Here is a 23,418-nt window from a genome sequence, read left to right as displayed (position 1 = left end):
AGGACTCCACCGCGACGACCTTTCGCGCACGCCATCGGCGCACTGCCCGAGACCGCCCCGACTCGTCCTGGGAACAGCGCTGTTCAGCCGGTGTGTGCGTCCAAGGCGTCGAGGAGGTCGGGCCACAGTTCGTGGGGGCGGTCGTGGCCCATGTCCGGGATCAGCAGGAGTTTCGCTCCGGGGACGAGGTCGGCGGTGCGCTTTCCGCCGCTGGGGTCGATCAGGGTGTCGTCCAGGCCGTGCATCACCAAAGTCGGCAGATCGAGGACGCGGAGGCCGTCGGCGCGGGAGCCGCCCAGGATCATCGCCCCGAGTTGTCGCCCGACGCCGGCCGGATAGTAGGAGCGGTCGAAGCTCCGGGCGGCCGGCTCACGCAGCGAGGCCGCGTCGCCGTACCGCTTGGAGGCCCAGACCAGTTCCCGCTCCGCCGCCGCGATGTATCCCTCGCGGTCCGACGGCTTCGGGCTGAAGAGCACGGCCTGGGCTTCGGCACTCGGCCGGCCGTACTCCGACTCACCCGTCGAGGACATCATCGACGTCAGGCTCAGCACGCGCGCCGGTCGGCCGATGGCCATGGTCTGGGCGATCATGCCGCCCATCGGCGACCCGACGACGTGCGCTCGTTCGATGCCGAGCGCGGTGAGCAGGCCGAGACCGTCGTCGGCCATGTCCTGCAGCGTGTACGGCACCATCGCGAGGGCGGCCGCGATGTCACCGGAGCTCACGGCACCGATGAACCGGCCCCTGTCGACGGGGTGATCGTCGAACTTCGTGGACAGCCCGCAGTCACGGTTGTCGTAACGGATCACCTACCGTCCACGCTCGGCGAGGGCACGGCAGAAGTTCTCGTCCCAGGCGATCATCTGGGCGCTGAAACCCATCACGAGCAGGACGGCCGGATCGGTGGGATCACCGAACGTCTCGTAGGCGATGGACACCGCTGGTGAGACGTCGATGATCGGCATGGCGGAAGTTTGTCAGGACGGGCCGGCAGCCCGCACCCGGGTGATCGTCACGCTCGGCGCGGGGCGGGGAGGCCGTGCTCGCGCGAGCCGTCGGAGAACGGGCGGGGGCTACCCACCCGCGCCGACGAGAGGCCATGCCTCGATGTCGCGATAGTGGATCGCCCCGCGGCTGCGGCCCGCGTTGCTGCCGACCAGGTGGAGCCGCTCGGCGGACCATCGGCGGCCGGTGAAGCCGGAGATTCCGCGGGCGATCTCAGCCGCCGAGGCATGGTCTCCCCTGCGGGCACGGGCCAGCGTCAGGTGAGGGCGGAGCGGACGCTCCTCGAAGGAGATCCCGCAGTTCCGTACGGCGGTACGGACGTCGGCGGCGAGTTCGTGCAGCTCGGAGAGGTCACCGTCGATTCCGCTCCACAGCACGCGGTCGTCGAACGTTCCGCTGCCGTGCAGGGCCACAGAGGGTGATGGGCGCTTCGCCGCCAGGGCGGCGAGGGGTGGCCGCAGAAGGGGGACCGTGCCGGCGGGCAGCTCTCCCAGGAACGCCAGGGTGATGTGCCAGTCCTCGATGCGGTTCCACCGCATCTCCGGGTGCGACGCGTAGGCGGGGCCGAGCGCTGCGGCCAGCTCCTCTTTCGCCTGGTCGGGCGGGGCGAGCGCGATGAACACACGGACGGTCGAGGGCTGGGTCTGATCCTTCACTCCGTCTTCGTACCGCACCCGGGTCACGGAAGCGAAATGGCGTACAGGCGGGACCGCGAACAGCCGGCCCCGCCCTGAACCTCTCGCTCAGCCGCGCAGTGCCGACGCGAAGATCGACGGCAGGCGGCTCCATCCGGGGTCCGTCGTGTAGGCGGTGAGGCGCTGCATGGTGGTGCGTCCGGTGCGGTTGGTGACGTAGTACGGCGGTCGAGGGGAGAGGGAAGGGGAGCCGGTGAACAGGCCGCGGGGCGCGGGGGCGAAGGGGGCGCGCAGCACGGTCTTCTCGATGTCTTCGAGCATGAACGTGTTGTGCACGAAGCCGATGCCGCTGCCGATGTCCTGGGGAGTGTGGCCGGGGTGGGCACCCCAGGGCGTGTGGCCGAGGAGGAATCCGAAGGCCGACCAGCAGTTGATGCCGAGGGTGCCGTACCGCAGTGCGGTGACGGCGTCGTCCACCGCGGCGCGGTGCGCGCGCTCGGTCCTGGGGTGGACGAGGAGGGTGGCGCCCAGGGTGCCCGGCAGCTTCTCGTTGGCGAACTCCGTTGCCGCCGTCAGGAATTGGGGAGCGTCGGCGCCGGGAAGACGTACGACGCCCAGGGCGCTGGCGAACACCTCGTCCGTGAGCATCGGGTCGTCGGGGTCGGTGACGTCCGGGACCAGCACGCGGCAGGCGCCGTCGCCGTACGTCTCGGCCTCGGGGTGAGCCTGCATGACCGTGTCGAGGCGGGTCTCGGCGCCCGGGTAGTAGTCCCCGCGCGGCGGGAGCCGGCGCAGGACCCGACGGATCTCGGCCAGCAGGCGATCGGTGCCGTCCCAGTCGCGGGGGACGAGCAGGATCTGGCTGGCGACGCAGTTGTGACCGGAGTTGTTGAGCTTGCTGGTGACGATGTGTTCGGCCTGGAAGCGGAAGTCGGCTGCGCTCCAAGGTCCCGGCGTCACGATGCAGGGGCTGATACCGCCCAACTCACTGGTGAACGGCTTGGTGTTGAGCGGCGTGTTCGCACGCCGCCGTTCCGCTGCCTGCTCGTCGGTGCCCCACACGATGGCGTCGTGAGTGTGTTCGCTGCCGGTGACGTGGATGGCGTCGATGCCGTCGTGCCGGGTCAGGTAGGCGCCCTCCGCCTGGCCTCCGTCGACGAAGCGGACCAGGCCTCGCTCCACGAACTCGCCGAACACCGCCTCGAAGTGGGGACGAAGATAGGCGTTGACCGGGTTCATCTTGGCGATGACGACCTGCCCCTCCGCGTAGAGCTTGTGCAGGATGTCGAGCGGAGTGATGGCCGCGATGTTGCCTGCGCCGAGCACGAGAGCGACGGCGGGGCGACCGGGACGTCCGCGGTATTCGCCCGCGGCCCGCTCCAGGACCTTTTCACGGGAGGTGCCCGGCAGCGTCCACACGTCGGCGGTGAACCCGTTGAGCAGAAGGCGGTCGCCGGCGGTGGCCGGGAAGACACGTACCACCACGCGGCCCTCGCGCGTGCGTGCCTGTCCGGCGGTGACCGGGGCCTTTCCTGCGTCCAGGCGCCGCAGCACGTGCAGGTAAGCGCTCACGGTCTGAGCGAGCGCCCAGGGGGCCGAGGCCCAGTCCTCGGTGGCCCATTCCGACCGGTCGTCGTAGCCCTTGGCACGGGCCGCGGCGGCGACCATCCCCGAGGCCTCGTCACCGATGCGCGGCAACATCCGCTCCAGCAGGCCGATCCGTTCCGCAAGGGAGGTGGCTGTCCAGGAGTCGGCGTGCGCGCGCAGTTCGCCGACCGCGAGGTCGAGGTGGGCGCTGTCGAGGGTGGGTGCGGTGCTCAAGGGGGCAACTCCTTCGGTGGGGGGTGCGGGAACAGGTGCGATGAGATCGGCCGGGCCCGCTCAGTCGTTCATACGGGCAGTGTCCCGCACGGGGTCGACGAGCAGGAAGGACGCCGCTGCGCCGAGTGCGAGGAGCAGTCCGGACAGGACCATGGCGGTCTGGTAGCCGCCGGTTCCCCGGGCGTCGACGAGGGCACCGACGACGGCGGGTGCGGCGAGACCCGCCGTCGTCACCACGGCGTTCATGCCGCCCAGGGCGCCGCCGGCGCGGGACGGCGGGGCGAGTTCGGCGACGGTGGTCGCGGCGACGGTGGCGTACGAGCCGCCGAGACCGAAGCCGAGAGCGACCAGTGCGGTCTTGGCGCCCGCCCCGTCGACCAGGGGGAGCGCCAGGCAGCAGAGCGCACCGAGTCCGAGCAGGGTTCCGCCGACCCAGCCCCGGGCGCGTCGACTTGGAACACCGCGACGCATCAGGCGCCCGGTGATGCCGGCCTGCGCGAGCAGGGCCACGGCTCCGATCGTCCACGGGGCGACGACGAGGGTGCCGGCCTCACCGGCCGAGTAGCCGAGGGCGTTGCGCAGGTATGACGGCAACCAGACCAGCATCAGTGCCACGGTCCAATAGCTGCTGAAATAGGCACTCGTGACGCCGATCCAGGTACGGCTGGCGAAGATCCGCCGGTACGGAACCGCAGCTCGGGCGTCTGTCGCGGGCTGCGCGGACGCCGTGTCACCACGGTTGCCGCCATCCGCTCCGAGTGCCTTCCACGCGGCGGCCCAGACGAGGCCGGCGCCGGCGAGCACCCACAACGCGGCCCGCCACCCGTGATGTTGGATCATCCAGGACAGTCCGGGCGCCGAGGCGATCACACCGAGCGTCACGCCGAGGGTGATCAGCGCGCCCGGCAGATTGCGCCGGTGGTCCGGGAACCAGGCCAGGGTGGCCTGTTGGGCGACGGGGAAGGCGGGGCCCTCCGCCGCGCCGAGGAGGACACGGGAGGCCACCAGGACGCCGAGGCCGCCGCCGAGCGCCGCCGGCACCTGGGCCACGGACCACAGCAGGGCCATCACCAGGAGCAGCAGCTTCGGCGACACCCGGTCGGCGGCGAGCCCGACAGCGATCGCCGCCACGGAGAACAGCAGGAAGAACGTGCCGTTGGCCAGCCCGAACTGAGTGGCACTCAGGTGGAGATCGGCGCGGATCTCGTCGGCGGCCAGGCCGAGGACGGACTTGTCCGCGAAGTTGACCATCATGAAGACCACGAGCAGCGCGGTCACCGTCCAGGCGCGCCGGCTGCCGTCGCCGGTGGACTGGCCGACTTCCGTGGGGAGTTGGGGCAGGGTCGGTACCGCGGTCATGGCGACTCCGTGAGGTGATGATCGGCCCGGAGGCCTCAGGACAGCGGGACACCGGCGATGGCGATGCGCTCCATCACCCGGCGCTGCGGGAAGTAGTCGTTGACCGCGTAGTGCTGGGTGGCGATGTTGTCCCAGACCGCGATGGAGTCGGGTTCCCAGTGGAAGCGGACCTGGAACTCGGGGATGCGTGCCTGGAGGACGAGGATGTCGAGCAGTTCGCGGTTCTCCGCCTCGGACAGGCCCTTGATGTGGCGCGTGAACGGCTCGTTGACGTAGAGGGTCCTGCGGCCGCTGCGCGGGTGCCGCGCCACGACCGGGTGCTCGACCTGCGGCCAGGTGGCCCGGAACGCGGCCTTCTGCTCGTCGTTCATGAGGGCACCCCAGCTCGCCTCCCAGTCGTGGACGGCGGTGAGGTCCTCGATCCGCGCCTTCAGGCCGACGGGGAGGTTGTCGTACGCGGCTGCCATGTCGGCCCACATGGTGTCGCCGCCCGCGGCGGGCACCTCCACGGCGCGCAGGACGGCACCCAGTGACGGGTTGGCCATGAACGAGTGATCGCTGTGCCAGATGTTCTTGTTCCCGGCGGCCTTCGCGTCCTTGGCGAGGCGTGAGATGCCCGCGGTCCCGGTCCTGGCGAAGAAGGGGTTGATCTCGGGCCGGCCCCAGACGGCGGAGAGCGCGAGCTGGTGCTCGGGGGTGAAGCCGAGCTGGTCGCGGAAGAAGACCACCTTCCATTCGAGCAGCGCCTGACGCAGTTCCGCGGCGAGTCGGTCCGTGATCGGCCGCGTCAGGTCGACCCCGCCGAGGACGGCGCCGAAGTGCGGGGTGAGCGGCTCGACGCGGAGCAGCTCGTACGCGGTCGGTTCGGCACCGGGGGCGAGCCGCTCCAGGGTCCGGCGTCCGTAGTGCATCAGGGGCTTGTCCAGGACCGGCTTGGGCTGGGCCACCAGGGCCGTGGCGACGTCCTGCATGGGAGTCCTCCTCGCAGCGATCGTTATTACGTAACCGGCAGTATCGTTATTGGGGTGCGGCAGGACAAGGGGGCTGGACGTGTGGATTCGTGCATGGGTCCCGGAGCGCGGATGTCGTGCCCGCGAGGGGGAGGGTGCGGAGAGGCGGACCGTCAAGGGCGCGTGGGCCGACACCGGTCGCACGCGGAGAGGTGGACTCACGGCTCGGGCGCACACGGCCTGCCGGCCCGGGCCCAGGTCTCTTCAGGCAGGTGTGAGGACGTACCTCAAGCCTGGACGCAGACCGCCCGGCCGATCAGCTCCACCACCGACTCGACGAACGCCCCGTCCGGCAGCCGCATTTCGCCGATCATCCGGAAGAGCAGCGACGACGCCACCAACGTCGTGGCGGCCGCCACATCCACATCGGCCCGCACGTCACCGCGAGCGACCCCGCGCTCCAGCAGGTGACGCGTCTCGCTGGTCACGCGGGCCGTGTACGCGCGATAGGCGCTGGGCTCGGCGCCCTCCTCCGCGGCCGACCCGATCACCCCGGCCACCAGACGGGCGATCCCCGGCTGCCGGTAGGCCTCCATCCGTGCCGTCAGCACGGCACGCAACTCGGCGCGGAAATCCCCCATGTCGGGCACGATCAGCGATCCGATGCGCGACTCCGTCGCCGCGATGACAAGGGCCTGCTTCGTGGGCCAGCGCCGGTACATGGCGGGCTTGCTCACCCCGGCACGCGTCGCCACGGCATCCATCGTGAGGGCGCCCATGCCCTCAGCCGCCACCAGCTCGACCACAGCGTCGAGGGCGGCCCGGGTGACGTGCTCCTGGCGAGGTCGACCCGGCCCTCTCCTCGTGCCCTGCACCTGTTCGTCGGCCATACCGCGAGCCTACGTGGATCACGCCGCCACACGCGCCGGTCAGGGCGGGGTATCGCCACTGTCCCTTGCCTGCCGCAGCAGTTGGTCCAGGTCGCCGAGCCGGTCGAGCCCGCGGACCGCCTGGCTCATCCGGTTGTTGCCGGACAGCCGTTGCCGATGCCGGTGCAGAAAGGCCCAGTACCCCGTGGTGAAAGGACAGGCCCGTTCCCCCACGCGTTCCGTCGGACGGTAGGCGCAGCCCGCGCACAGGTCGCTCATGCGGTGCACGTACGCGCCGCCCGAGGTGTAGGGCTTGGTGGTCATCCGCCCGCCGTCGGCGTACTGCGACATCCCGACGACGTTGGGCAGCATGACCCAGTCGTAGCCGTCGACGAAGCAGCGGTGGAACCAGTCCGTGACCGCCCGCGGATCCCAGCCGCGCTGCAGGGCGTGACTGCCGAGCAGCATCAGCCGCGGGATGTGGTGGGTCCACCCGGTGTCGCGGACCTGGGCCAGGGTCGTGGCCAGGCAACGGGCGGTCACGGCGTCGGCGTCGAGATCGAGGAACCAGTCGGGGAGCGGCGTGTGGTGCCGCAGTGCGTTGCTGTCCCGGTAGTCGTCACCGAAGTGCCAGTAGAGCTGCCAGACGTACTCGCGCCAGCCGGCGATCTGCCGGACGAATCCCTCCACGCTGTTGATCGGCGCCAGTCCGGACCGCCAGGCGTCCTCCGCCGCCTCGACGCACTCGGCGGGATGCAGCAGGCCGAGGTTCAGCGACGACGACAGGAGGCTGTGGCTCATCACCGGATCCGCCGCCAGCATCGCGTCCTCGTACGCGCCGAAGCCGGGGAGGCGGTGCTCCACGAACCGCCGTAGCGCCGCCAGCGCCTCACGTCGCGAGGCGGGGAACCGCCGGGGGCCGTCCCGTCCGACGAAGCTCACCTCCCCCTTGCGCTCCCACCGGTCCAGGTCGCGCCGGACCTCTTCGTCGATCGCGTCCTCCCGGGGACGGTAGGGCGCCGGCACGTCGAGGGTCCGGGCGTTTTTCGGAGGAGGTTCGCGGTTGTCGTGGTCGTGGTTCCAGCGCCCGCCGGCCGGGGCGTCGCCGTCCATGAGCAGGTCGTGTCCGCGTCGCACCCACCGATAGAAGTCCTCCTGCCGCAGTCGCCGGCCACCGAGGCCGTCCGCCCAGGCGCCGAAGTCCGTCTGGGGCACCAGGAATCCGCGGGCCGGCAGGACGGTGACGGCGTCGAGCGACCGCACCAGTCGAAGGGCCGCGTGCGAGGTCGGGTGGTGCACCGTCGCGCCGTTGTCGCCGACGTCGCGGAGCGCCTCGCGGAGTCCCTCCCGGTAGGTGTCGGCGCGGATGTAGCGGGCCCTGTCGCCCAGTTCGGCGGCCCGGTGCCGCATCGCCGACAGGACCAGGTGTGCCTTCGCGCGATGGAAGCGTCGACGGCGGAGAACCGAACGCGCCTCGATGATCAGCACCGGCGCGTCGCGGTCGGGCCCGCCCTCGCCGGGAGCGAGGAAGTGGGGCCCCAACTGGTCGCCGAAGAGCCAGTGGACAGTGGTCATAGGCGCGCTCGGCCTCCATCACCTCGGGCGGACGTTCGGGAACCCGGGCAGCCGACGCGATGACCGGCCCCTGTCGAAGCCTCGCCGCCTCCGCACCGACGGCGGAAGGGCCCGTACGGGGTCCTCTCTACACGTCCGCCCACCGACCGTTCGGCCTTCCGCGCGCGCGTCATCCCGCACCGACCCGGACGGGTGACGGAAGAGCCGACGTATCCGTCGGCTCCGCAGGGTCCGATGCCCGCGCACCATGTGCGGTTCAGAACCTTCACCTGACGAATCCTGGTCTCGGCCATCTCCTTCACCACCGCCGTGACACCGGCCGTCGTCGTGCTCCCCGGCGCGGCCATGGCGGCCGCACCCTAGGGGACGGGCTTCGGCACGGCCGTCGCCTCCGCGGACCTGGACAGCGACGACTACGCCGACCAGCTGGTCGGCACCCCCGACGAGGCCGTGGGCACCATGGGGGCGTCGGCTCGCTCGTCGAGGTGTGGGGAGGTTCGGCCGGCCTCAAGATCGCGGCGACCAGCTCAGCGCCGACCGGCCCGGACGAAGGGTGCGGCTCCGCGGCCGGCCTCGCCGTCGGAGACGTGTCCACGGTCTGGCGGAGCGGATGTCGTACATCCGGAGCTGAAGGCACCGGCCCGGGACTGCCGCACTTCGCCGCAGGCGGCATGCCCGGGCACGGCAGGGGGCTTTCCGCCGCGCCGACCGGGGAAGGGATGGGACCGTGACCGGCTCCGCGCACCAACCACTCGCCGTCGACGACCGCGGCACCGCGTTGCTCTCCTTCACCCCAGGAGAGGAGACGGCGCCGCCGAACGACGCACCCGTGGCAGCCTCGTTGGTGGCACTCTGGCGCGAGGACCGGATCCTGTTGGTCTTCGACCGGTACCGCCAGTCCTGGGAACTTCCCGGCGGGGGCGTCGAAGAGGGTGAATCCGTGCGGCAGGCGGCGGTTCGTGAGCTGCGGGAGGAGAGCGGACAGGAACCCGACGGAGCGTTGCGGTTCGCCGGCTTCGCGAAGTTCGTCGTGGCGCCCGACCGGCGAACCGAATATCTGGCCCTGTTCGCAGGCCACGGTTCCGAAGTCCGTGACTTCCGGGCCAACGAGGAGATCTCGGCGATCCGTTGGTGGGATCGGACCGAGCCTCTTCCGGGCCGGGTCCAGACGCTGGACCTGTATCTCGCCGAACTGACCCGCTGGTCGAGCGCATCAGGGGACGGGCGAGGGTTCCCGAAGGAACCCGCCTCACTCAGGCCGCCGCTTCGTCGAACGGAATCTCCAGCCGGGCGGCCACCGTGGTGAGGGCGGCTCCGAGGGGGAGCGCGACCCGCGCGAGGGCGTGCTGATCGCCTCGGGTCGGGTCCCGGTTGACGATCAGCACAGGCTTCCCGTCCTGGGCGGCCTGGCGCACGAACCGCAGACCGGACATCACCGTCAGTGACGAGCCAAGCACCAGCAGCGAGGCCGCCTCGCGGACCAGCCGGCGGCACTCCTCGACGCGGAGCGTGGGGACGGATTCGCCGAAGAACACGACGTCCGGTTTGAGGATTCCGCCGCAGACCGTGCAGGGCACGACGTGGAAGTCGCCGACCTGCTCGTCCGTGAGGTCGGCGTCACCGTCGGGGTTGATCGCGGCGGCCAACGGCTCGAAGCCCGGATTGGCCTCCTCCAGCCGCCGGGCGAGTTCGCGGCGCGGGCTGACGTCGTGGCAGGACAGGCACACGACTCTGTCCAGGCCTCCGTGAAGTTCCACGACGCCCTCACTGCCCGCGGCCTGGTGCAGACCGTCGACGTTCTGGGTGATCAGCCCTGTGAGGAGTCCATGTCGCTCGAACGCGGCGACGGCGCGGTGTCCGTCGTTGGGACGAGCCCGGCCGAAGGTCCGCCAGCCGAGGTGACTGCGCGCCCAGTACCGTCGTCGGGCCTGGGCACTCCCGGCGAATTCCTGGTAGGTCATCGGGGTGTGCCGGCTCAGGCTCCCGTGTTCGCCCCGGTAGTCCGGGATGCCGGACTCCGTGGAGATGCCCGCCCCGCTGAGCACCAGCACCCCACCGGTGCCCAGGGCGTCGGTCACCGGCTCCAGGTCCGTGGTGCCGGGCGGCAGGTCCTCGGTGGGGGTCCAGCTCAGTGTGGGGCGCATGCGCATGGTGCCAGGGTACGGACCCGGCGCGGCAGTCCGCCGAACAGCGCCGACACCTGTGCCGGACGACCTCGGATCGGGTCCCGGTGAGACGTCACCCGGGCCTCACGGCAGAAGCAGGGAACGGGCGTGGGTCAGGAAGCCGGTCAGAGCCAGTTCGAAGGCCGCGTCGGCGCGGCCCTTGCCCATCGCCGCCAGGGCCGCGGCCAGGTGCGGCGTCGCCGTTTCGTCGGTCAGCTCCCACATCATCTCCGGCGCGGCCATGTCCAGGGCCGACCCCAGCACGACGTTCTCCAGGCCGATGATCACGGGCATCACGTCCGGCAGGCGGAAGCCGGCGTCCAGCAGGAGAGCGGCCGCCAGGTCGTACTGCTCCAGAACGCGCGGCGCTCGTACGGGAGACGTGGTGAGCAGGGGAATCGCCTTCGGATGTGCGGCGAAGGCCGCCCTGTAGGAACGCGCCCAGTCCGCCATCCGCCGGTCCCACGGCAGCGCGTCGGCCGTCAGCGGAGCCGGGTCGATCGCCACGGCCACCCGCTCGCGCAGCAGTTCCACGATGCCGTCCCGGCCGTCCACGTGGTGATACACCGATCCCGTCTGGACGCCGAGCAGCCTGGCGATCTTCGGAACGCTGAAATCGCCCTCCGTGTCCACGAGTTCGAGCGCGGTCGTGGTGATCCGCTCTCTGTCCAGCAGCGGCTTGCTCGGCCGGCCCATCGCGCTCTCCCGAAAATGTGGTCTTCCCGAATCCCCAGAGGGAGGCTACATTGCCGAAACCGAAAGCCTTTAGATTTAGCTTCCGGTCCCGGGACGGATGCCCTCGGGACCCCGTTTCCCCGCCGCCAGAAGGGCTTCCTTCCGCATGCCCGCAACCCCACCGCAGACACAGCCCCACACCGACAGCAGCGTCGGCGCCGCGCCCACCCTGCGCACCGGAACCCTGGGTACCGCCGACATCGCCTTCTTCGTCGTGTCCGCGGCCGCCCCGCTCACCGTCATGGCGGGAGTCGCGCCGTTCGCCATCGCGCTGGGCGGCATCGGCGCGCCGGTCGGCTATCTCGTCGCAGGCGTGACGCTCGCCGTGTTCGCCGTCGGTTTCACCACCATGAGCCGCCATGTACGCAGCGCCGGAGCCTTCTACGCGTTCATCACCCGAGGCCTCGGTCGCTCCGTGGGCATCGGCGCCGCTCTGCTCGCCATGGTCGGCTACAACGGCATGGAGATCGGCGTCTACGGGCTCCTCGGTACGTCCACGCAGGACACCCTCCACGCCCTGTTCGGCGTCGACATCCCCTGGCTGCCGGTCTCCCTGGCCGGGCTCGTGCTCATCTGGTACGGCGGCTTCCGGTCCATCGACTTCGGGGCCAAACTCCTCGGCGTCCTGCTCTGCGCCGAGACCGGCATCCTCGTCCTGCTGGCGGGCGGCGTCCTGTTCACGGGAGGCGCGCACGGCCTGTCCGCGGCATCCTTCGCCCCGCACAACGTGTTCGTCCCCGGCACCGCTGCCGTACTCGCCTTCGCGTTCGCCGCCTTCACCGGGTTCGAGTCGACCGTCATCTACCGCCGCGAGGCCCGCGACCCCGGGCGCACCGTGCGTCGCGCGACGTACATCGCGGTGGCCTTCCTCGGGCTGTTCTACGCGTTCATCGTCTGGACCGTGATCCAGGCGTTCGGCGACGCCGGAGTCGTCGCCGCGGCGGGCAGCGACCCGGCCGGACTGTTCTTCTCGGCCATCAGCACCTTCGTCGGGGGCTGGGCGGCCGACCTGATGCACATCCTGATCGTGACGAGCGTCCTCGCCTCGCTGCTGGCCTTCCACAACGCGATCAACCGCTACGGTCTCGCACTCGCGGAGGAAGGCGTGGTGCCGAAGGCCTTCGGCCGCGTCCACGCCCGGCACCGGTCGCCGTACGTCGCAGGCATCGCGCAGACGGTGCTGGGCGCGGTCGTCGTCCTCGCCTTCTGGGCCGCGGGTGCCGACCCGTACGCCCAGCTTCTGCTCTGGGTCAACACCCCCGGAATGGTCGGCCTCATGCTGCTCCAGCTCCTTGCCGCGATCGCCGTTCCCTTCTACTTCCGCCGCATCACCCACCAGGAGGGTGTGCTGCGCACGGTCGTCGCGCCGGTCGTGGCCACCGTGCTCCTCGGAGTGGCGATCGTGCTCGTCTGCACCCACCTCGACCTGTTCACCGGAGCGTCCTCGCTGGTCAACACGATCCTTGCGTCCGTCGCCCCCGTGGTCTTCGTCCTCGGCCTGGCGCTCAGCCGGCGACTGCGGCGCAGCAAGCCCGACGTCTTCTATCGCTTCGCGGCGGAGCCGGCCGAAACGGACGCCGACCACTCCGGAGCCGTACGGGCCTGACCCGACGCTTCGCCTGCCCCCACCTCAGACACACCCGAACGGAGCTCACTCGTGTCCGAAGCCGACCTGCTGCTCACCGGCGCCCACGTCCGCACCCTCGACCCCGCCCTGCCGGAGGCTACGGCCGTGGCCGTCCGGGACGGTCTGATCGCGGCCGTCGGCGACACCGAGGACATCGTCCGCGAGTGGAGCGGTCCGGCGACGGAGCGCGTCGACCTCACCGGCGCCACCCTCGTCCCCGGCCTGGTCGACGCGCACAGCCACCCGGTGTGGGGACTCGAGATGGCGACCGGTACCGACCTGTCGGGCGTGCGCACGCTCGACGAACTCCGGGCGGCCCTGCGCGACTCCCCACGGGTCGACGGCTGGGTCGTCGCCTGGGGGCTCGACCACAACGTGTTCGCAGGCCGGAGGATCGACCGCGTCCTCATCGAGGACGAACTGGGCGGCGCCCCCGCCTTCGTCCGCTTCTACGACGGGCACTCCGCTCTGGCCAGCACGACCGCCCTGAAGGCCGCGGGGATCACGGGGCCGCGCACCTTCGCACAGCGCGCGGAGATCGTCTGCGACGCGGACGGCCGTCCCACAGGTCACCTGGTCGAGCACGCCGCCATGGATCTGATGCTCGAGGCCGTCCCCAGGCCCTCCTTCGACGAGCGCCGCACCGGACTGCTCGCGCTGCTGTCACAGATGGCGGCCACAGGACTGACCGGCGCGCACGTCATGGACCTGGGGCACGGCGACGTACCGCGACTGCTCGCATCGGTGGAGGACGAGGCGGTGCTGCCCCTGCGACTGCGCCTCGCGCCCTGGTGCATGCCGGGTACGGACAAGGACGGTCTTGACGAGCTGATCGCCCTCCAGAGCGAGGCCGGCCGGCACTGGCGGGTCGGAGGGGTCAAGTTCTTCATGGACGGCACCGTCGAGGGCGGCACCGCGTGGCTGGAGCACGCCGACTGCCACGGGCAGGGCACGGACGCCTTCTGGCCCGACCCCCAGGCCTACTCCGACGCCGTGCGCCATCTGCACACCGCCGGCGTCGGAACCGCCACCCATGCCATCGGCGACGCGGCCGTACGGCACGTCCTGGACACGGTCGAGTCCCTCGGCGCGAGCGGTGCGGGCAGGCACCGGATCGAGCACATCGAGACGGTGCCCGACGACACGATCCCGCGCTTCGCGGCCCTCGGCGTCGCGGCGTCGATGCAGCCGCCCCACACCGCCTACACCCGAGGTGACCATGCGGACGAGTGGTCCAGGCGTCTCGGCTCCGACCGGGCGTCCCGCGCGTGGCGCATCCGGGACCTGCGGGACGCGGGCGCGGTGCTCGCGCTCGGTTCGGACTGGCCGATCGCGCACTACGACGTACGCCGGGTCCTGGCCATGGCGCAGGCGCCCGAGGGCGCCGCAGGTTCCCGGCAGGGGCTCACCGGGCTGATGGCCCTGGAGGGCTGCACCTCGCACGCGGCACGCGCCGCCGGTGAGGACGCCGGACGGATCGCACCTGGGCTGAGGGCGGACCTCACGGCCCTCGGTGTGGATCCCGCCTGCGCTCCCGCGGACGAGACCGCCGAGGCGCCGGTCCGCCTCACGGCCGTCGGCGGTCACATCACACACCGCGCGGACTGAGCACATCGCGGACGGCGGGGGGCGGGAACCTGGCACAGGACCGTCCGTGGACGTCATGAGGTGATCCTGCCGTCGCGGTCAGCGGTCAGCGAGCGGCACCGGCGACGAGGTGTCGGACCAGGTGATGCGGAGCATGTGGGGTGACCCGTTGAGCCGAGCAGGGACACCGCCGGGAGCCGACACCACCGCCTTCTCGACGCAGGTGCCGCCGAGGGCCCGGTAGAACTGCCGGGCCGCGGTGTTCTGCTCCAGCACCCACAGGTACATGGACGGGCCCGCGGCCCTCTCGGTGACGGCCTCGGCGGCCCGGGCGAGGAGCGCGGCACCCATGCCGGTGCGCTGACGGCCGTGGACGACGTGCAGATTGTCGACGAGGCTGCCCCAGCGCTCATCGGCGTCGAAGACGACGTGCACGAATCCCGCCAGTTCGGTGTCGTACTCGGCGACAACCGTCAGGCTGTCGCCCGGTGCGGCGAGCCGCGACGACCACACGGACCGGCGGTCGGCGACGACATCCCCGTCCAGGAACGAGTCGGCGTAGGCACCGCGGTAGTGCCTGCGCCAACTGTCGGCATGCAGCGATGCCACCTTCGCGGCATCGTCGGCACCCCCCACACGGAACCGCAACGACGTCATGCCGCCCCCTCCCCATCTCATGACCCACGGCTTCGCGGGCCGGAACATGCCCGCCTGCCTTCGGCTCACGGCACGTCAGGCCCGCAGGCCACCCGCCGTCCACGCGGTTCCCCGCTGCCCGGCGGCCGTCGCCGTGCTCACATGACTCGCAGTCTCAGGAGCGCGCGGGTCAGTCGCAGGACAGCAAGCCCGCCTTCTGCTTGGCGTTCAGGACGCGGTGCACGCTCAGGTCCACCTGGTCGCGGAAGGTCGAGCTCTGTGTCATGCGACTCTGTACGGCCTTGGTCATGGCAGGGATCAGGTTCGGTTCGACCGTGAGGACCACGTCGCCGCCGGCCGACAGGAACTTGACCGCGCGGTCGCCCGGGGACACGGACTTCACCGCCACCGCGTTCCCGAGGTCGTCCGAGATGACCACGCCCTTGAAGCCCAGGTCCTTGCGGAGCAGTCCCTGGATCACCGTGGAGGAGAACGCGGCCCGGTTCTTCGAGTCGATCTTGCTGTAGGTGGCGGAGGAGATCATGACGAACGGCGCCCCGGCCTTGATACCGGAGTCGAACGCCGAGATGCTCGCGCTGTTGCTCGTCGTCACGCTGTCCACCACGCCGGCCGTGGTGTCGGTGTTGCCTCGTACGTAGCCGAGTCCCGGGAAGTGCTTGAGCGTGGGCAACACCCCGGACTGGGCGGAGCCCTCGAGGAACGCGTCACTGTGCGGGGCGACCGTCGCAGCGGTGTGGCCGAACTCGCGGTCGTAGTGACCGATCGGGGCGTTGTCCCTGCCCAGGCTCTCCGGCACCACGTCCGCGACGGGGGCGAGGTTCAGGTTCACGCCGGCCGCCTTGAGCTCCTTGGCCCAGACCGCGGCTTCGCTGCGCAGCTTCGCCGTGGTCCAGGTCCCCTGCGTCAGCGCGGTCGGGATGGTCGAGAACCCGGGGCCGGACAGCACCTGTACGTGTCCACCCTCCTGGTCGGTCGAGACCAGCAGGCCCACACGATGGCCCGCCGCGGTGTCCGCCTTCGCCTGCAGAGGGTCGACTACGGCCTTGGTCGCCTTCGTCCCGGCCGTGCTCCGGCCGGCCAGGAACACCGAGCCGACGTGGTACTGCTGCATGAGGGCGATCCGCTTGCCGTCGGGTGCGGACGGCGTGACCGATCCCATGAAGAGCTGACCGACGCGCTGCGGACCCGTCATCGCCCTGAAGGTCGTGTCGGCGCACGTGTTCGCCGCGAACTTCGGGGCCTTCCCGGTCGGGTCGATGATGGCGGCCTGCGAGATCTGTACGCCTGCCACTCCTGCCAACGCCAGCGCCAGGGCCAGCGAGGACGCGAGCCGGACACGGCGCTTGACGGGGGAGCGGTGGGCCGGCGACTGGTGGGATGCCATGAATACTCCGACGGTGCCTGATGCGGGCCGCCCGGACGTCGGGCGGATAGTCAGATGCCATGCTCATGGTATCAACGTGCGGATGTGCCGCCAGTGCGCGCATGGCAGGTGACCTGCGCATGGCGGCCTCCTGCACCGCCCGGCGCCCGCGGTCACTCGGCGAGGCGTGCGGGGCTCGCCCTGGGGACGAGGGAGAGCCTGTCCCGAGGGAGTTGACCTACCTCCGGGTCGGCGTGCCGGCCGCCGGAATCGCGATCCGGAGCGGGTTCGACGACGGAAGTCCTGGGGTGTCGGGGCCCACTGGAGCCGTGATCACGTAGGGAAAAAGGAGTGGGCGGGATCGCGGTCGAGCTGTTAACTTTCCGTCGACCGCGGCACCGTCCCGAGGAGGTGAGACCCATGAACGCTGTATCCATGTGGGTGCTCCCTCTCTCGTCACGGTCGGGCGATTGACACAGGTGTCGCCGGGAGCGCCTCGACAACAAGGCACTCCCGAAAGGCACCACGTATGCGTTCTCCGCAGTTCACCGCCGAGTCCTCATCCAACGGCGTGCTCGAGCGCGACTTCACCGTGCGTGACGTCCCCGGCGTCCTCTGGTCGCCCGCCGCCGATGCGGCCGAGCGCGCGCCCCTGATCCTCATGGCTCACGGCGGCGGCAACCACAAGAAGCACCCGGCGATGTCCGGCCGCGCTCATCGCCTCGTGACCGGTTGCGGCTTCCACGTCGCCGTCATCGACGCGCCCGGTCACGGCGACCGGCCGCGGACGGCACACGACGACGCGGAAATCGCCGAGCTGTTCCGGGCGAGGGCGGCCGGCGAGCCGGAAGGCCCGATCGTCGTGCGCTACAACGAACACCTGACGCAGCGCGCCGTGCCCGAGTACCAGGCAACCTTGGACGCTCTCCAGGAACTTCCGGAGATCGGTGCCGACGGCCTCGTCGGGTTCTGGGGCATCAACATGGGCACCGCGATCGGCGTGCCGCTGGTGGCGGTCGAACCCAGGATCACGGCCGCCGTCTTCGGTCAGCACTGGCCCGATGCCCTTGCCGAGAAGGCGAAGCGGATCACCGTCCCGATCGAGTTCGACCTGCAGTGGGACGACGAACACATCTCGCGCGAGGAAGGCCTCGCGCTGTTCGACGCCTTCGCCTCGAAGGAGAAGTCGCTGCACGTGAACGCGGGCAGGCACAAGGAGTTGCCCCGGTTCGAGGCCGACAGTGCGGTCCGCTTCTTCGCCCGGCACCTCGGCGGAGCAGATTCGCCATCCGTCTGACCTGACCTGACCTGACCTGAGCGGTCGCGGCGCCCAGCCGGCCTGGTGCCGCGACCGCGTGCCCGGAGGACGAACGCACCGACCGACGGGGCTCGGCCGGAGGAGATGGTCAAGGGGCGTGCGGCTCATCGTTGAGTTCCACAACGAGAGCGGTGGCCGCGGGGAGTCTGCTGTACGCGGCCCGGGCGTGGGCGAGGCGGGCCAGTGTCGTCCCGATGAGGGCGGCGGACAGCAGGCAGGCGAGCCAGAAGGTGTCACGGTGCCCGATCCAGCTGAAGGTGCCCGCGGGCGGTACGGCGAAGCCGTTGAGGAACAGCCAGCACAGTAGGGCTGTTCCCGGGGCCGCGGTGAAGCTGGCGGGGAAGCCGAGGACGACAGCGAGCAGGGACAGCGCGGTGAGGGCGAGGCCGGGCCGGTCGGTTCCCACGGTGGTGTTGAGCACGGCCACCAGAACCAGCGCGCCGACGAAGGCCGTTGCCCACACCAGCGACGTGGACGCGGGCCGGGGCACGGGTCGGCTGCCGTTGCTGAGGGACACCCACTCGATCACGGGTCACGTCTCCTTCCGGTTGGCGCCGGCGCCAAGGGGAGGGGAACGCCGGTGGGTTCGACTGCTGTGGTGCGAGGACCCCCGAGGACGAATTGTTCCACTGGCGGAAGGAGGCCGCGACGGCCTGCGTCGAACTGCCGCTGGAGAACCGGGCCCTAAGGTCTGGCCACGCCGGCCCGGCATGCGCCGGCCGTCACACGCGCGCGCTCGGAAGCATGCTTCACGCCTCTTTCCTGGTAGACGTGACCAGTACGGCGGGGGAGCGGCTCAGCGAAGAGAACGAGGAGCGATGGCATCACGGGCACACAGCGTGGGCGTCCTTGTGTTCGACGGCATGAAGATGCTGGACCTGTCCGGGCCGGCGGAGGTCTTCAGCGAAGCCAACCGGTACGGCGCCCGGTACCGGCTGAGCATCGTCTCGGTGGGCGGAACGCCGGTGCGGTCCTCCATCGGCATGAGCGTGCCCGTCGATGTGGAGGCAGCGGTCGCGGACCCCTTCGACACGCTGCTCGTGGTGGGTGGGGATGTGCTCCCGGCCTCTCCTGTCGACCCGGTGCTGAGCGCCACGGCCAAAGACCTGGCGGACAAGGCCGAGCGGGTCGCGTCGGTCTGCACCGGGGCCTTCGTCCTGGGCGCCGCGGGGCTGCTGGAGGGCAAGCGGGCGACCACGCACTGGCAGCACACCGCCGCGCTGGCCCGTAGCTGTCCGCAGACGCGGGTGGAGCCGGACGCGATCTTCGTCAGGGATGGCAGCACCTACACCTCCGCAGGCGTCACCGCGGGTATCGACCTCGCTCTCGCCCTGGTGGAGCAGGACCACGGACCGGACCTGTCGCGCAAGATCGCCCGTTCGCTGGTGGTGTACATGCAGAGGGCCGGCGGACAGTCCCAGTTCTCCGCCTCGCTCCAGGGCCCGGCACCCCGAACTCCCGTGCTACGGATGATCCAGGACGCGGTCCAGGCCGATCCGACAGCCGACCACGGCCTGGAGTCTCTCGCGGCGCGGGTCCGGGTGAGCCCACGGCACCTGACCCGGATGTTCCGCGCCGAACTGGACACCACGCCCATGAAGTACGTGGAACTGATCCGGTTCGACCGGGCCAAGGCCCTGCTCGATGCCGGACACAACGCGACCGAGGCGGCTTCCCTCTCGGGCTTCCCCAGTTACGAGAGCCTGCGGCGCGCCTTCGCACGTCATCTCGGGCTTTCCCCCACTCAGTACCAGCATCGCTTCGCCACCACGACACCGACCCCGCCCGCACGCACCGCCAGATGAGCCGGCCGCCTGAGCCATGACCGTTTTCGAGGGCTTCTCGGCCATCTCGACGCGGACGCGGCGGCCCAGCGCGGCGGATGCTGGGGACAGGAACCCCCCGCCCGCCCAGGGAAGGCTGCCATGACCGAGTACATCGCCGACGTCGCGATCCCCGACAGCAAGCTCGCGCAGGACGCCACCGACCTCATCCGCGACACGACCCCGGCCCTGATCTTCCACCACTCCCGCCGGGTCTACCTGTTCGGCAGCCTCCAGGCGGCCGCGCTGGGGCTCAGCCCCGACCCGGAACTGCTGTACGTGGCGGCACTGTTCCACGACACGGGCCTGGTAGCGCCCTACCGCAGCGACGATCAGCGCTTCGAAATGGACGGGGCCGACCAGGCGCGCGCCTTCCTGCTGGCCCACGGTCTGTCCGAGGGCGACGCGGACACCGTCTGGACGGCCGTCGCCCTGCACACCACGCCAGAGGTGCCGTACAAGATGGCGCCCGAGATCGCGGCGACCACCGCGGGTGTCGAGACGGACGTGCTGGGCCTGCGCCTCGCCAACATCACGCGAGCGCAGATCGACGCTGTCACGGCTGTCCATCCGAGGCCGGACTTCAAGCGGCAGATCCTCGAGGCGTTCACGGACGGCTTCAAGCATCGCCCCGACACCACCTTCGGCACGGTGAACGCGGATGTTCTCGCGCATTTCGTACCGGGCTTCCGGCGTACCGACTTCGTCGACGTCATCGAGAACTCCGCCTGGCCGGAGTGACCGCACCGCAGGACCGACGCGGAGCCCCTTGGCGCATCACACGGAAAGCCACGAACATTCATGACCGAGACCATTTCCGGAGTGGAAATTCCTCAGACGGCGGCAATTGCGGCTGCCGCCGAACTCATTCGAGAGACGACGAATCCGCTCATCTTCCATCACTCCCGCCGCGTCTTCCTCTTCGGTTCCCTGCACGCGCGCAGGCTCGGCCTCCGGCCCGATCCCGAGCTGCTGTACGTGTCCGCCATGTTCCACGACGCAGGACTGCTGTCCCCTTACTCCGACAACGAACAGCGCTTCGAGCTCGACGGAGCCGACCATGCCCGCAGGTTCCTGCTCGACCACGGGTTCCCGCAGAGCGCCGCCGAGGTGGTGTGGATGGCGATCGCCCTGCACACGACGCCGGGGATTCCCGGTCGCCTGGGCGCGGAGATCGCAGCCACGAACTACGGTGTACTGACCGACGCCGTCGGATGGGGCCTGAAGGAACTGGACAATGGTCGGGCCGACGAAATCGTCGCCGCCCACCCGCGCGGAGAATTCAAGAGGGATTTCCTGCAGGAATTCGTCGACGGTCTGAGGAATCGCCCGGACACCACGTACGGGACGGTCAACGCAGACGTGCTGGAGCACTTCATCCCGGGATTTCGGCGTACCAGCATGGTCGAACGCATCATCGACGCGCCGTGGTCGAGCTGACGCGGACGAAGGAGGGAATGACATGCGAGCCATCACCGCCGGGGACCGCGACGCCGGTGTCAGGGGGCTGACCTTGACGGACCTCCCCTATCCCCACGCGGCGGAGAACGACGTCATCGTGCGGGTCCACGCCGCGGGGTTCACCCGAGGCGAACTCGACTGGCCCGCGACATGGAGGGATCGTGCGGGCCACGACCGCACGCCGAGCGTGCCCGGCCACGAGGTCTCAGGAGTCGTCGCGGAACTCGGCTACGGAACGACCGGTCTCACGGTCGGCCAGCGGGTCTTCGGACTCACCGACTGGACGCGCGACGGCTCGCTCGCCGAGTACGTGGCTGTGGAGGCCCGCAATCTCGCCCCGCTGCCCGCGGACGTCAGCCACACGGTGGCGGCCGCGCTGCCGGTCTCGGGACTGACCGCCTGGCAGGGCCTCTTCGATCACGCGCAGATCAGGACCGGCCAGACCATCCTCATCCACGGCGCGGCGGGGGCTGTCGGTTCGATGGCGGTGCAACTCGCCGGGGAGGCCGGAGCCCGGGTGGTCGGAACCGGCCGAGCGGCCGACCGGGAGACCGCTCTGGGACTCGGCGCGCACGCGTTCCTCGACCTGGAGAACGACCGGCTGGAGGACGCCGGAGAAGTCGATGTGGTGTTCGACGTGATCGGCGGTGACGTCCTCGACCGCTCGGCACAGCTCGTGCGCCCCGGGGGCACACTCGTCACGATTGCCCGGCCGCCCACCGTTCGGCCCAAGGACGGGCGAGCACTGTTCTTCGTCGTCGAACCCGACCGCGCGCGTCTGACGCTCCTCGTGCAGCGGATCAGCGACGGACGCCTTGACGCCCGGGTGGCCGCGGTGCGTCCGCTCAACGAAGCGGCCGCCGCCTTCGTACCCGGTCACCGTGTCTCCGGCAGGACGATCATTCAGGTCGCCGAGGACTGAGGACGGCCGGTCGTCACCAACTCCCGTCACGGATCACCGCTCGGCGGACGGGACGGTGAGTCCCGGAACGGCGGTCGCGATCTTCGTCCGCATGCCGTGACGTTCCCGGGCGAGTGCGTCGACCATCCCGGACAGCATCGGGCCGGTGGGCCGAGGCGATGTCCTCACCCGGTCGCACGGGGCCGTCCGGAGCGGCGATCTCTCTTCCATTCGTACGGGGCATTCAGGTGATTTCGGTGTGATCAAGGATTTCGGTCTCCTTAGTATCTGTTTCCGTGACAGACGGAAAGAGTTGTCGGCAACCGGACGACCACGCGACCGACGTGCTCGTCCTCGGGGCCGGGCCGGCCGGGCTCGTGCTCGGCAACATCCTCGTCGACCGGGGAATCGACTGCGTCATCCTGGAACGGGCCGAGCGCGCGCACGTGCAGACGCGAGCCCGTTCCGGATACCTGGCCGCCAACACCGTGCGAATCCTGGAACGGCACGGTCTCGCCGAAGGACTGCACCGGCACGGGCAGACCCACAGCACCTGCGAGTTCCGTACCGAGGACGGCCGGTTCCGGCTGGACTACAGCGGGCTCGGGCAGGGCGAGCGGCACACCGTCTACCCCCAACAGGATCTGGTCACCGACCTGTTGACGCGGTTCCTGGAACGCGGCGGGCAGATCCGCTTCGGCACCGAGGCCGTGACCGTGCTCGGCGCGGACAGTGAGCGGCCCGAGGTGTCGGTGCGCGAGGCCGACGGGCGGCCCGGCCTGTGGCGGGCGCGGTACGTGGCCGGCTGCGACGGACGACACGGTGCGGCCCGGCGTTCACTGCCGGCCGGAACGGTTCGCCACCATCGCGACCACGGTGTGACCTGGCTCGGTCTGCTCGCCGAGGCGCCGCCCAGTCTCGACGCCGTCGGGTACGCGGTGCACGAGCAGGGGTTCGCCGGGCACATGGCCCGCACCAGCGAGGTCACCCGCTACTACCTGCAGTGCGAGCGTGGAACCCCGGCCGACGGCTGGTCCGAGGAACGGATCTGGGACGAGCTCGAACTGCGGATGCGGGCGCGGGAGTACGGCCCCCTGAGCCGCGGGCCCATCGTGCAGCGGGCCGTCGTCGACCTGGAGTCCGACGTGCTCGAACCGCTGCGCCACGGCGCGCTGTTCCTTGTGGGCGACGCCGCCGGCCTGATCAGCCCCTCCGCCGCCAAGGGCGCCAATCTCGCCGTCCTCGAAGCGGCGGTCCTGGCACCCGCCCTGATCGACGACCTCACCGTCGGGAACTCCGAGGGACTCGACCTCTACTCGGCGCGGTGTCTGACACACATCTGGCGTGCGCAGGAGTTCTCCCACTGGATGATCGGGCTGCTGCACGGCCCCTCCGGCGCGGACGGCGAGTCCCGGTTCCACAACTCCCTGCGCCGCTCCCGCCTCACCTCGCTGCGCACCTCGCGGAGCCATCAGGACTGGTTCGCCGAGCACTACGTCGGCGTATAGCCCGCCGCCCCCAAGCTCCACACCCGCGTACATCGGTACGCACACGACCGAACCCCGGA

20 protein-coding genes and 1 pseudogene are annotated in these 23,418 nt (G+C 70.6%); 9 read left to right on the top strand and 12 right to left on the bottom strand.

All coding sequences use genetic code 11. The features are described 5' to 3' along the window. Nucleotides 1–83 precede the first annotated feature (83 nt). From ACIRQH_RS01765 to ACIRQH_RS01735, 7 genes and pseudogenes are all read right to left on the bottom strand, one after another. Nucleotides 84–965, bottom strand: a pseudogene (locus ACIRQH_RS01765) (alpha/beta fold hydrolase). Between the two features lie 108 nt (nt 966–1,073). Continuing rightward, nucleotides 1,074–1,661, bottom strand: a complete 588-nt coding sequence (thpR, locus tag ACIRQH_RS01760) for an RNA 2',3'-cyclic phosphodiesterase (RefSeq protein ID WP_404223640.1) — start codon at nt 1,659–1,661, stop codon at nt 1,074–1,076. 87 nt (nt 1,662–1,748) lie between these two features. Then, nucleotides 1,749–3,461, bottom strand: a complete 1,713-nt coding sequence (locus tag ACIRQH_RS01755; protein WP_404223638.1) for an aldehyde dehydrogenase family protein — start codon at nt 3,459–3,461, stop codon at nt 1,749–1,751. Between the two features lie 60 nt (nt 3,462–3,521). Then, entirely contained in the window at nt 3,522–4,820 is a 1,299-nt protein-coding gene (locus ACIRQH_RS01750) for an MFS transporter (RefSeq protein ID WP_358819640.1), read from the bottom strand. Between the two features lie 35 nt (nt 4,821–4,855). Next, a complete protein-coding gene (locus ACIRQH_RS01745; protein WP_388865643.1) occupies nt 4,856–5,791 on the bottom strand; it encodes a TauD/TfdA dioxygenase family protein in 936 nt (311 codons plus the stop codon). A gap of 266 nt (nt 5,792–6,057) precedes the next feature. Then, entirely contained in the window at nt 6,058–6,660 is a 603-nt protein-coding gene (locus tag ACIRQH_RS01740; RefSeq protein ID WP_358819642.1) for a TetR/AcrR family transcriptional regulator, read from the bottom strand. A gap of 39 nt (nt 6,661–6,699) precedes the next feature. Continuing rightward, complete coding sequence (locus ACIRQH_RS01735; protein WP_388865646.1) at nt 6,700–8,214, bottom strand: cryptochrome/photolyase family protein; 1,515 nt, start codon at nt 8,212–8,214, stop codon at nt 6,700–6,702. Between the two features lie 727 nt (nt 8,215–8,941). On the opposite strand from ACIRQH_RS01735, the gene ACIRQH_RS01730 reads away from it, so the two are divergent. Continuing rightward, nucleotides 8,942–9,520, top strand: coding sequence for an NUDIX hydrolase (locus tag ACIRQH_RS01730; protein WP_358819645.1), 579 nt, complete (start codon nt 8,942–8,944; stop codon nt 9,518–9,520). Here the strand turns inward: ACIRQH_RS01730 and ACIRQH_RS01725 are convergent. Together ACIRQH_RS01725 and ACIRQH_RS01720 are read right to left on the bottom strand one after the other, a co-directional pair. After that, complete coding sequence (locus tag ACIRQH_RS01725) at nt 9,468–10,364, bottom strand: NAD-dependent protein deacetylase (RefSeq protein WP_388865652.1); 897 nt, start codon at nt 10,362–10,364, stop codon at nt 9,468–9,470. The genes ACIRQH_RS01730 and ACIRQH_RS01725 overlap by 53 nt on opposite strands. Before the next feature lie 99 nt (nt 10,365–10,463). After that, nucleotides 10,464–11,075 carry a TetR/AcrR family transcriptional regulator C-terminal domain-containing protein gene (locus ACIRQH_RS01720; RefSeq protein WP_358819647.1) on the bottom strand — a complete coding sequence of 204 codons (612 nt, stop codon included), beginning with the start codon at nt 11,073–11,075 and terminating at the stop codon, nt 10,464–10,466. Between the two features lie 145 nt (nt 11,076–11,220). Here ACIRQH_RS01720 and ACIRQH_RS01715 point away from each other — a divergent pair, with 145 nt between their 5' ends. Next, nucleotides 11,221–12,720 (top strand): APC family permease, encoded by a 1,500-nt coding sequence (locus ACIRQH_RS01715; RefSeq protein ID WP_404223632.1) that lies wholly within the window; start codon nt 11,221–11,223, stop codon nt 12,718–12,720. A gap of 51 nt (nt 12,721–12,771) precedes the next feature. Next, nucleotides 12,772–14,349: an amidohydrolase gene (locus tag ACIRQH_RS01710; protein ID WP_404223630.1), complete on the top strand. Its 1,578-nt coding sequence runs from the start codon at nt 12,772–12,774 to the stop codon at nt 14,347–14,349. A 78-nt stretch (nt 14,350–14,427) separates the two neighbouring features. Here ACIRQH_RS01710 and ACIRQH_RS01705 read toward each other — a convergent pair whose 3' ends face one another. Then, entirely contained in the window at nt 14,428–14,985 is a 558-nt protein-coding gene (locus ACIRQH_RS01705) for a GNAT family N-acetyltransferase (RefSeq protein ID WP_388865661.1), read from the bottom strand. 169 nt (nt 14,986–15,154) lie between these two features. After that, complete coding sequence (locus tag ACIRQH_RS01700; RefSeq protein WP_404223628.1) at nt 15,155–16,369, bottom strand: glycoside hydrolase family 3 N-terminal domain-containing protein; 1,215 nt, start codon at nt 16,367–16,369, stop codon at nt 15,155–15,157. A gap of 508 nt (nt 16,370–16,877) precedes the next feature. Between ACIRQH_RS01700 and ACIRQH_RS01695 the strand changes: the two genes are divergently transcribed. Next, entirely contained in the window at nt 16,878–17,645 is a 768-nt protein-coding gene (locus tag ACIRQH_RS01695; protein ID WP_404223626.1) for an alpha/beta hydrolase, read from the top strand. A gap of 109 nt (nt 17,646–17,754) precedes the next feature. Here the strand turns inward: ACIRQH_RS01695 and ACIRQH_RS01690 are convergent, their stop codons facing one another. Then, complete coding sequence (locus tag ACIRQH_RS01690) at nt 17,755–18,195, bottom strand: hypothetical protein (RefSeq protein WP_404223624.1); 441 nt, start codon at nt 18,193–18,195, stop codon at nt 17,755–17,757. 289 nt (nt 18,196–18,484) lie between these two features. Here ACIRQH_RS01690 and ACIRQH_RS01685 point away from each other — a divergent pair, with 289 nt between their 5' ends. From ACIRQH_RS01685 to ACIRQH_RS01665, 5 genes are all read left to right on the top strand, one after another. Next, nucleotides 18,485–19,471, top strand: coding sequence for a GlxA family transcriptional regulator (locus tag ACIRQH_RS01685; RefSeq protein WP_404223621.1), 987 nt, complete (start codon nt 18,485–18,487; stop codon nt 19,469–19,471). Between the two features lie 120 nt (nt 19,472–19,591). After that, on the top strand, nt 19,592–20,230 hold the full coding sequence (locus tag ACIRQH_RS01680; RefSeq protein WP_358819655.1) for an HD domain-containing protein: 639 nt from the start codon (nt 19,592–19,594) through the stop codon (nt 20,228–20,230). Between the two features lie 60 nt (nt 20,231–20,290). Then, a complete protein-coding gene (locus ACIRQH_RS01675) occupies nt 20,291–20,929 on the top strand; it encodes an HD domain-containing protein (RefSeq protein ID WP_404223618.1) in 639 nt (212 codons plus the stop codon). 22 nt (nt 20,930–20,951) lie between these two features. Further along, nucleotides 20,952–21,872: an NADP-dependent oxidoreductase gene (locus tag ACIRQH_RS01670; protein ID WP_404223615.1), complete on the top strand. Its 921-nt coding sequence runs from the start codon at nt 20,952–20,954 to the stop codon at nt 21,870–21,872. Nucleotides 21,873–22,195: 323 nt separating this feature from the next. Continuing rightward, on the top strand, nt 22,196–23,359 hold the full coding sequence (locus tag ACIRQH_RS01665) for a 4-hydroxybenzoate 3-monooxygenase (RefSeq protein WP_404223979.1): 1,164 nt from the start codon (nt 22,196–22,198) through the stop codon (nt 23,357–23,359). Nucleotides 23,360–23,418 lie beyond the last annotated feature (59 nt).

This window comes from Streptomyces sp. NPDC102279, from assembly GCF_044766365.1.
Classification (GTDB): Bacteria; Actinomycetota; Actinomycetes; order Streptomycetales; family Streptomycetaceae; genus Streptomyces.
The sequence above is the reverse complement of the archived record's forward strand: the minus strand, read 5'-3'. Positions and strand labels throughout refer to the sequence as shown.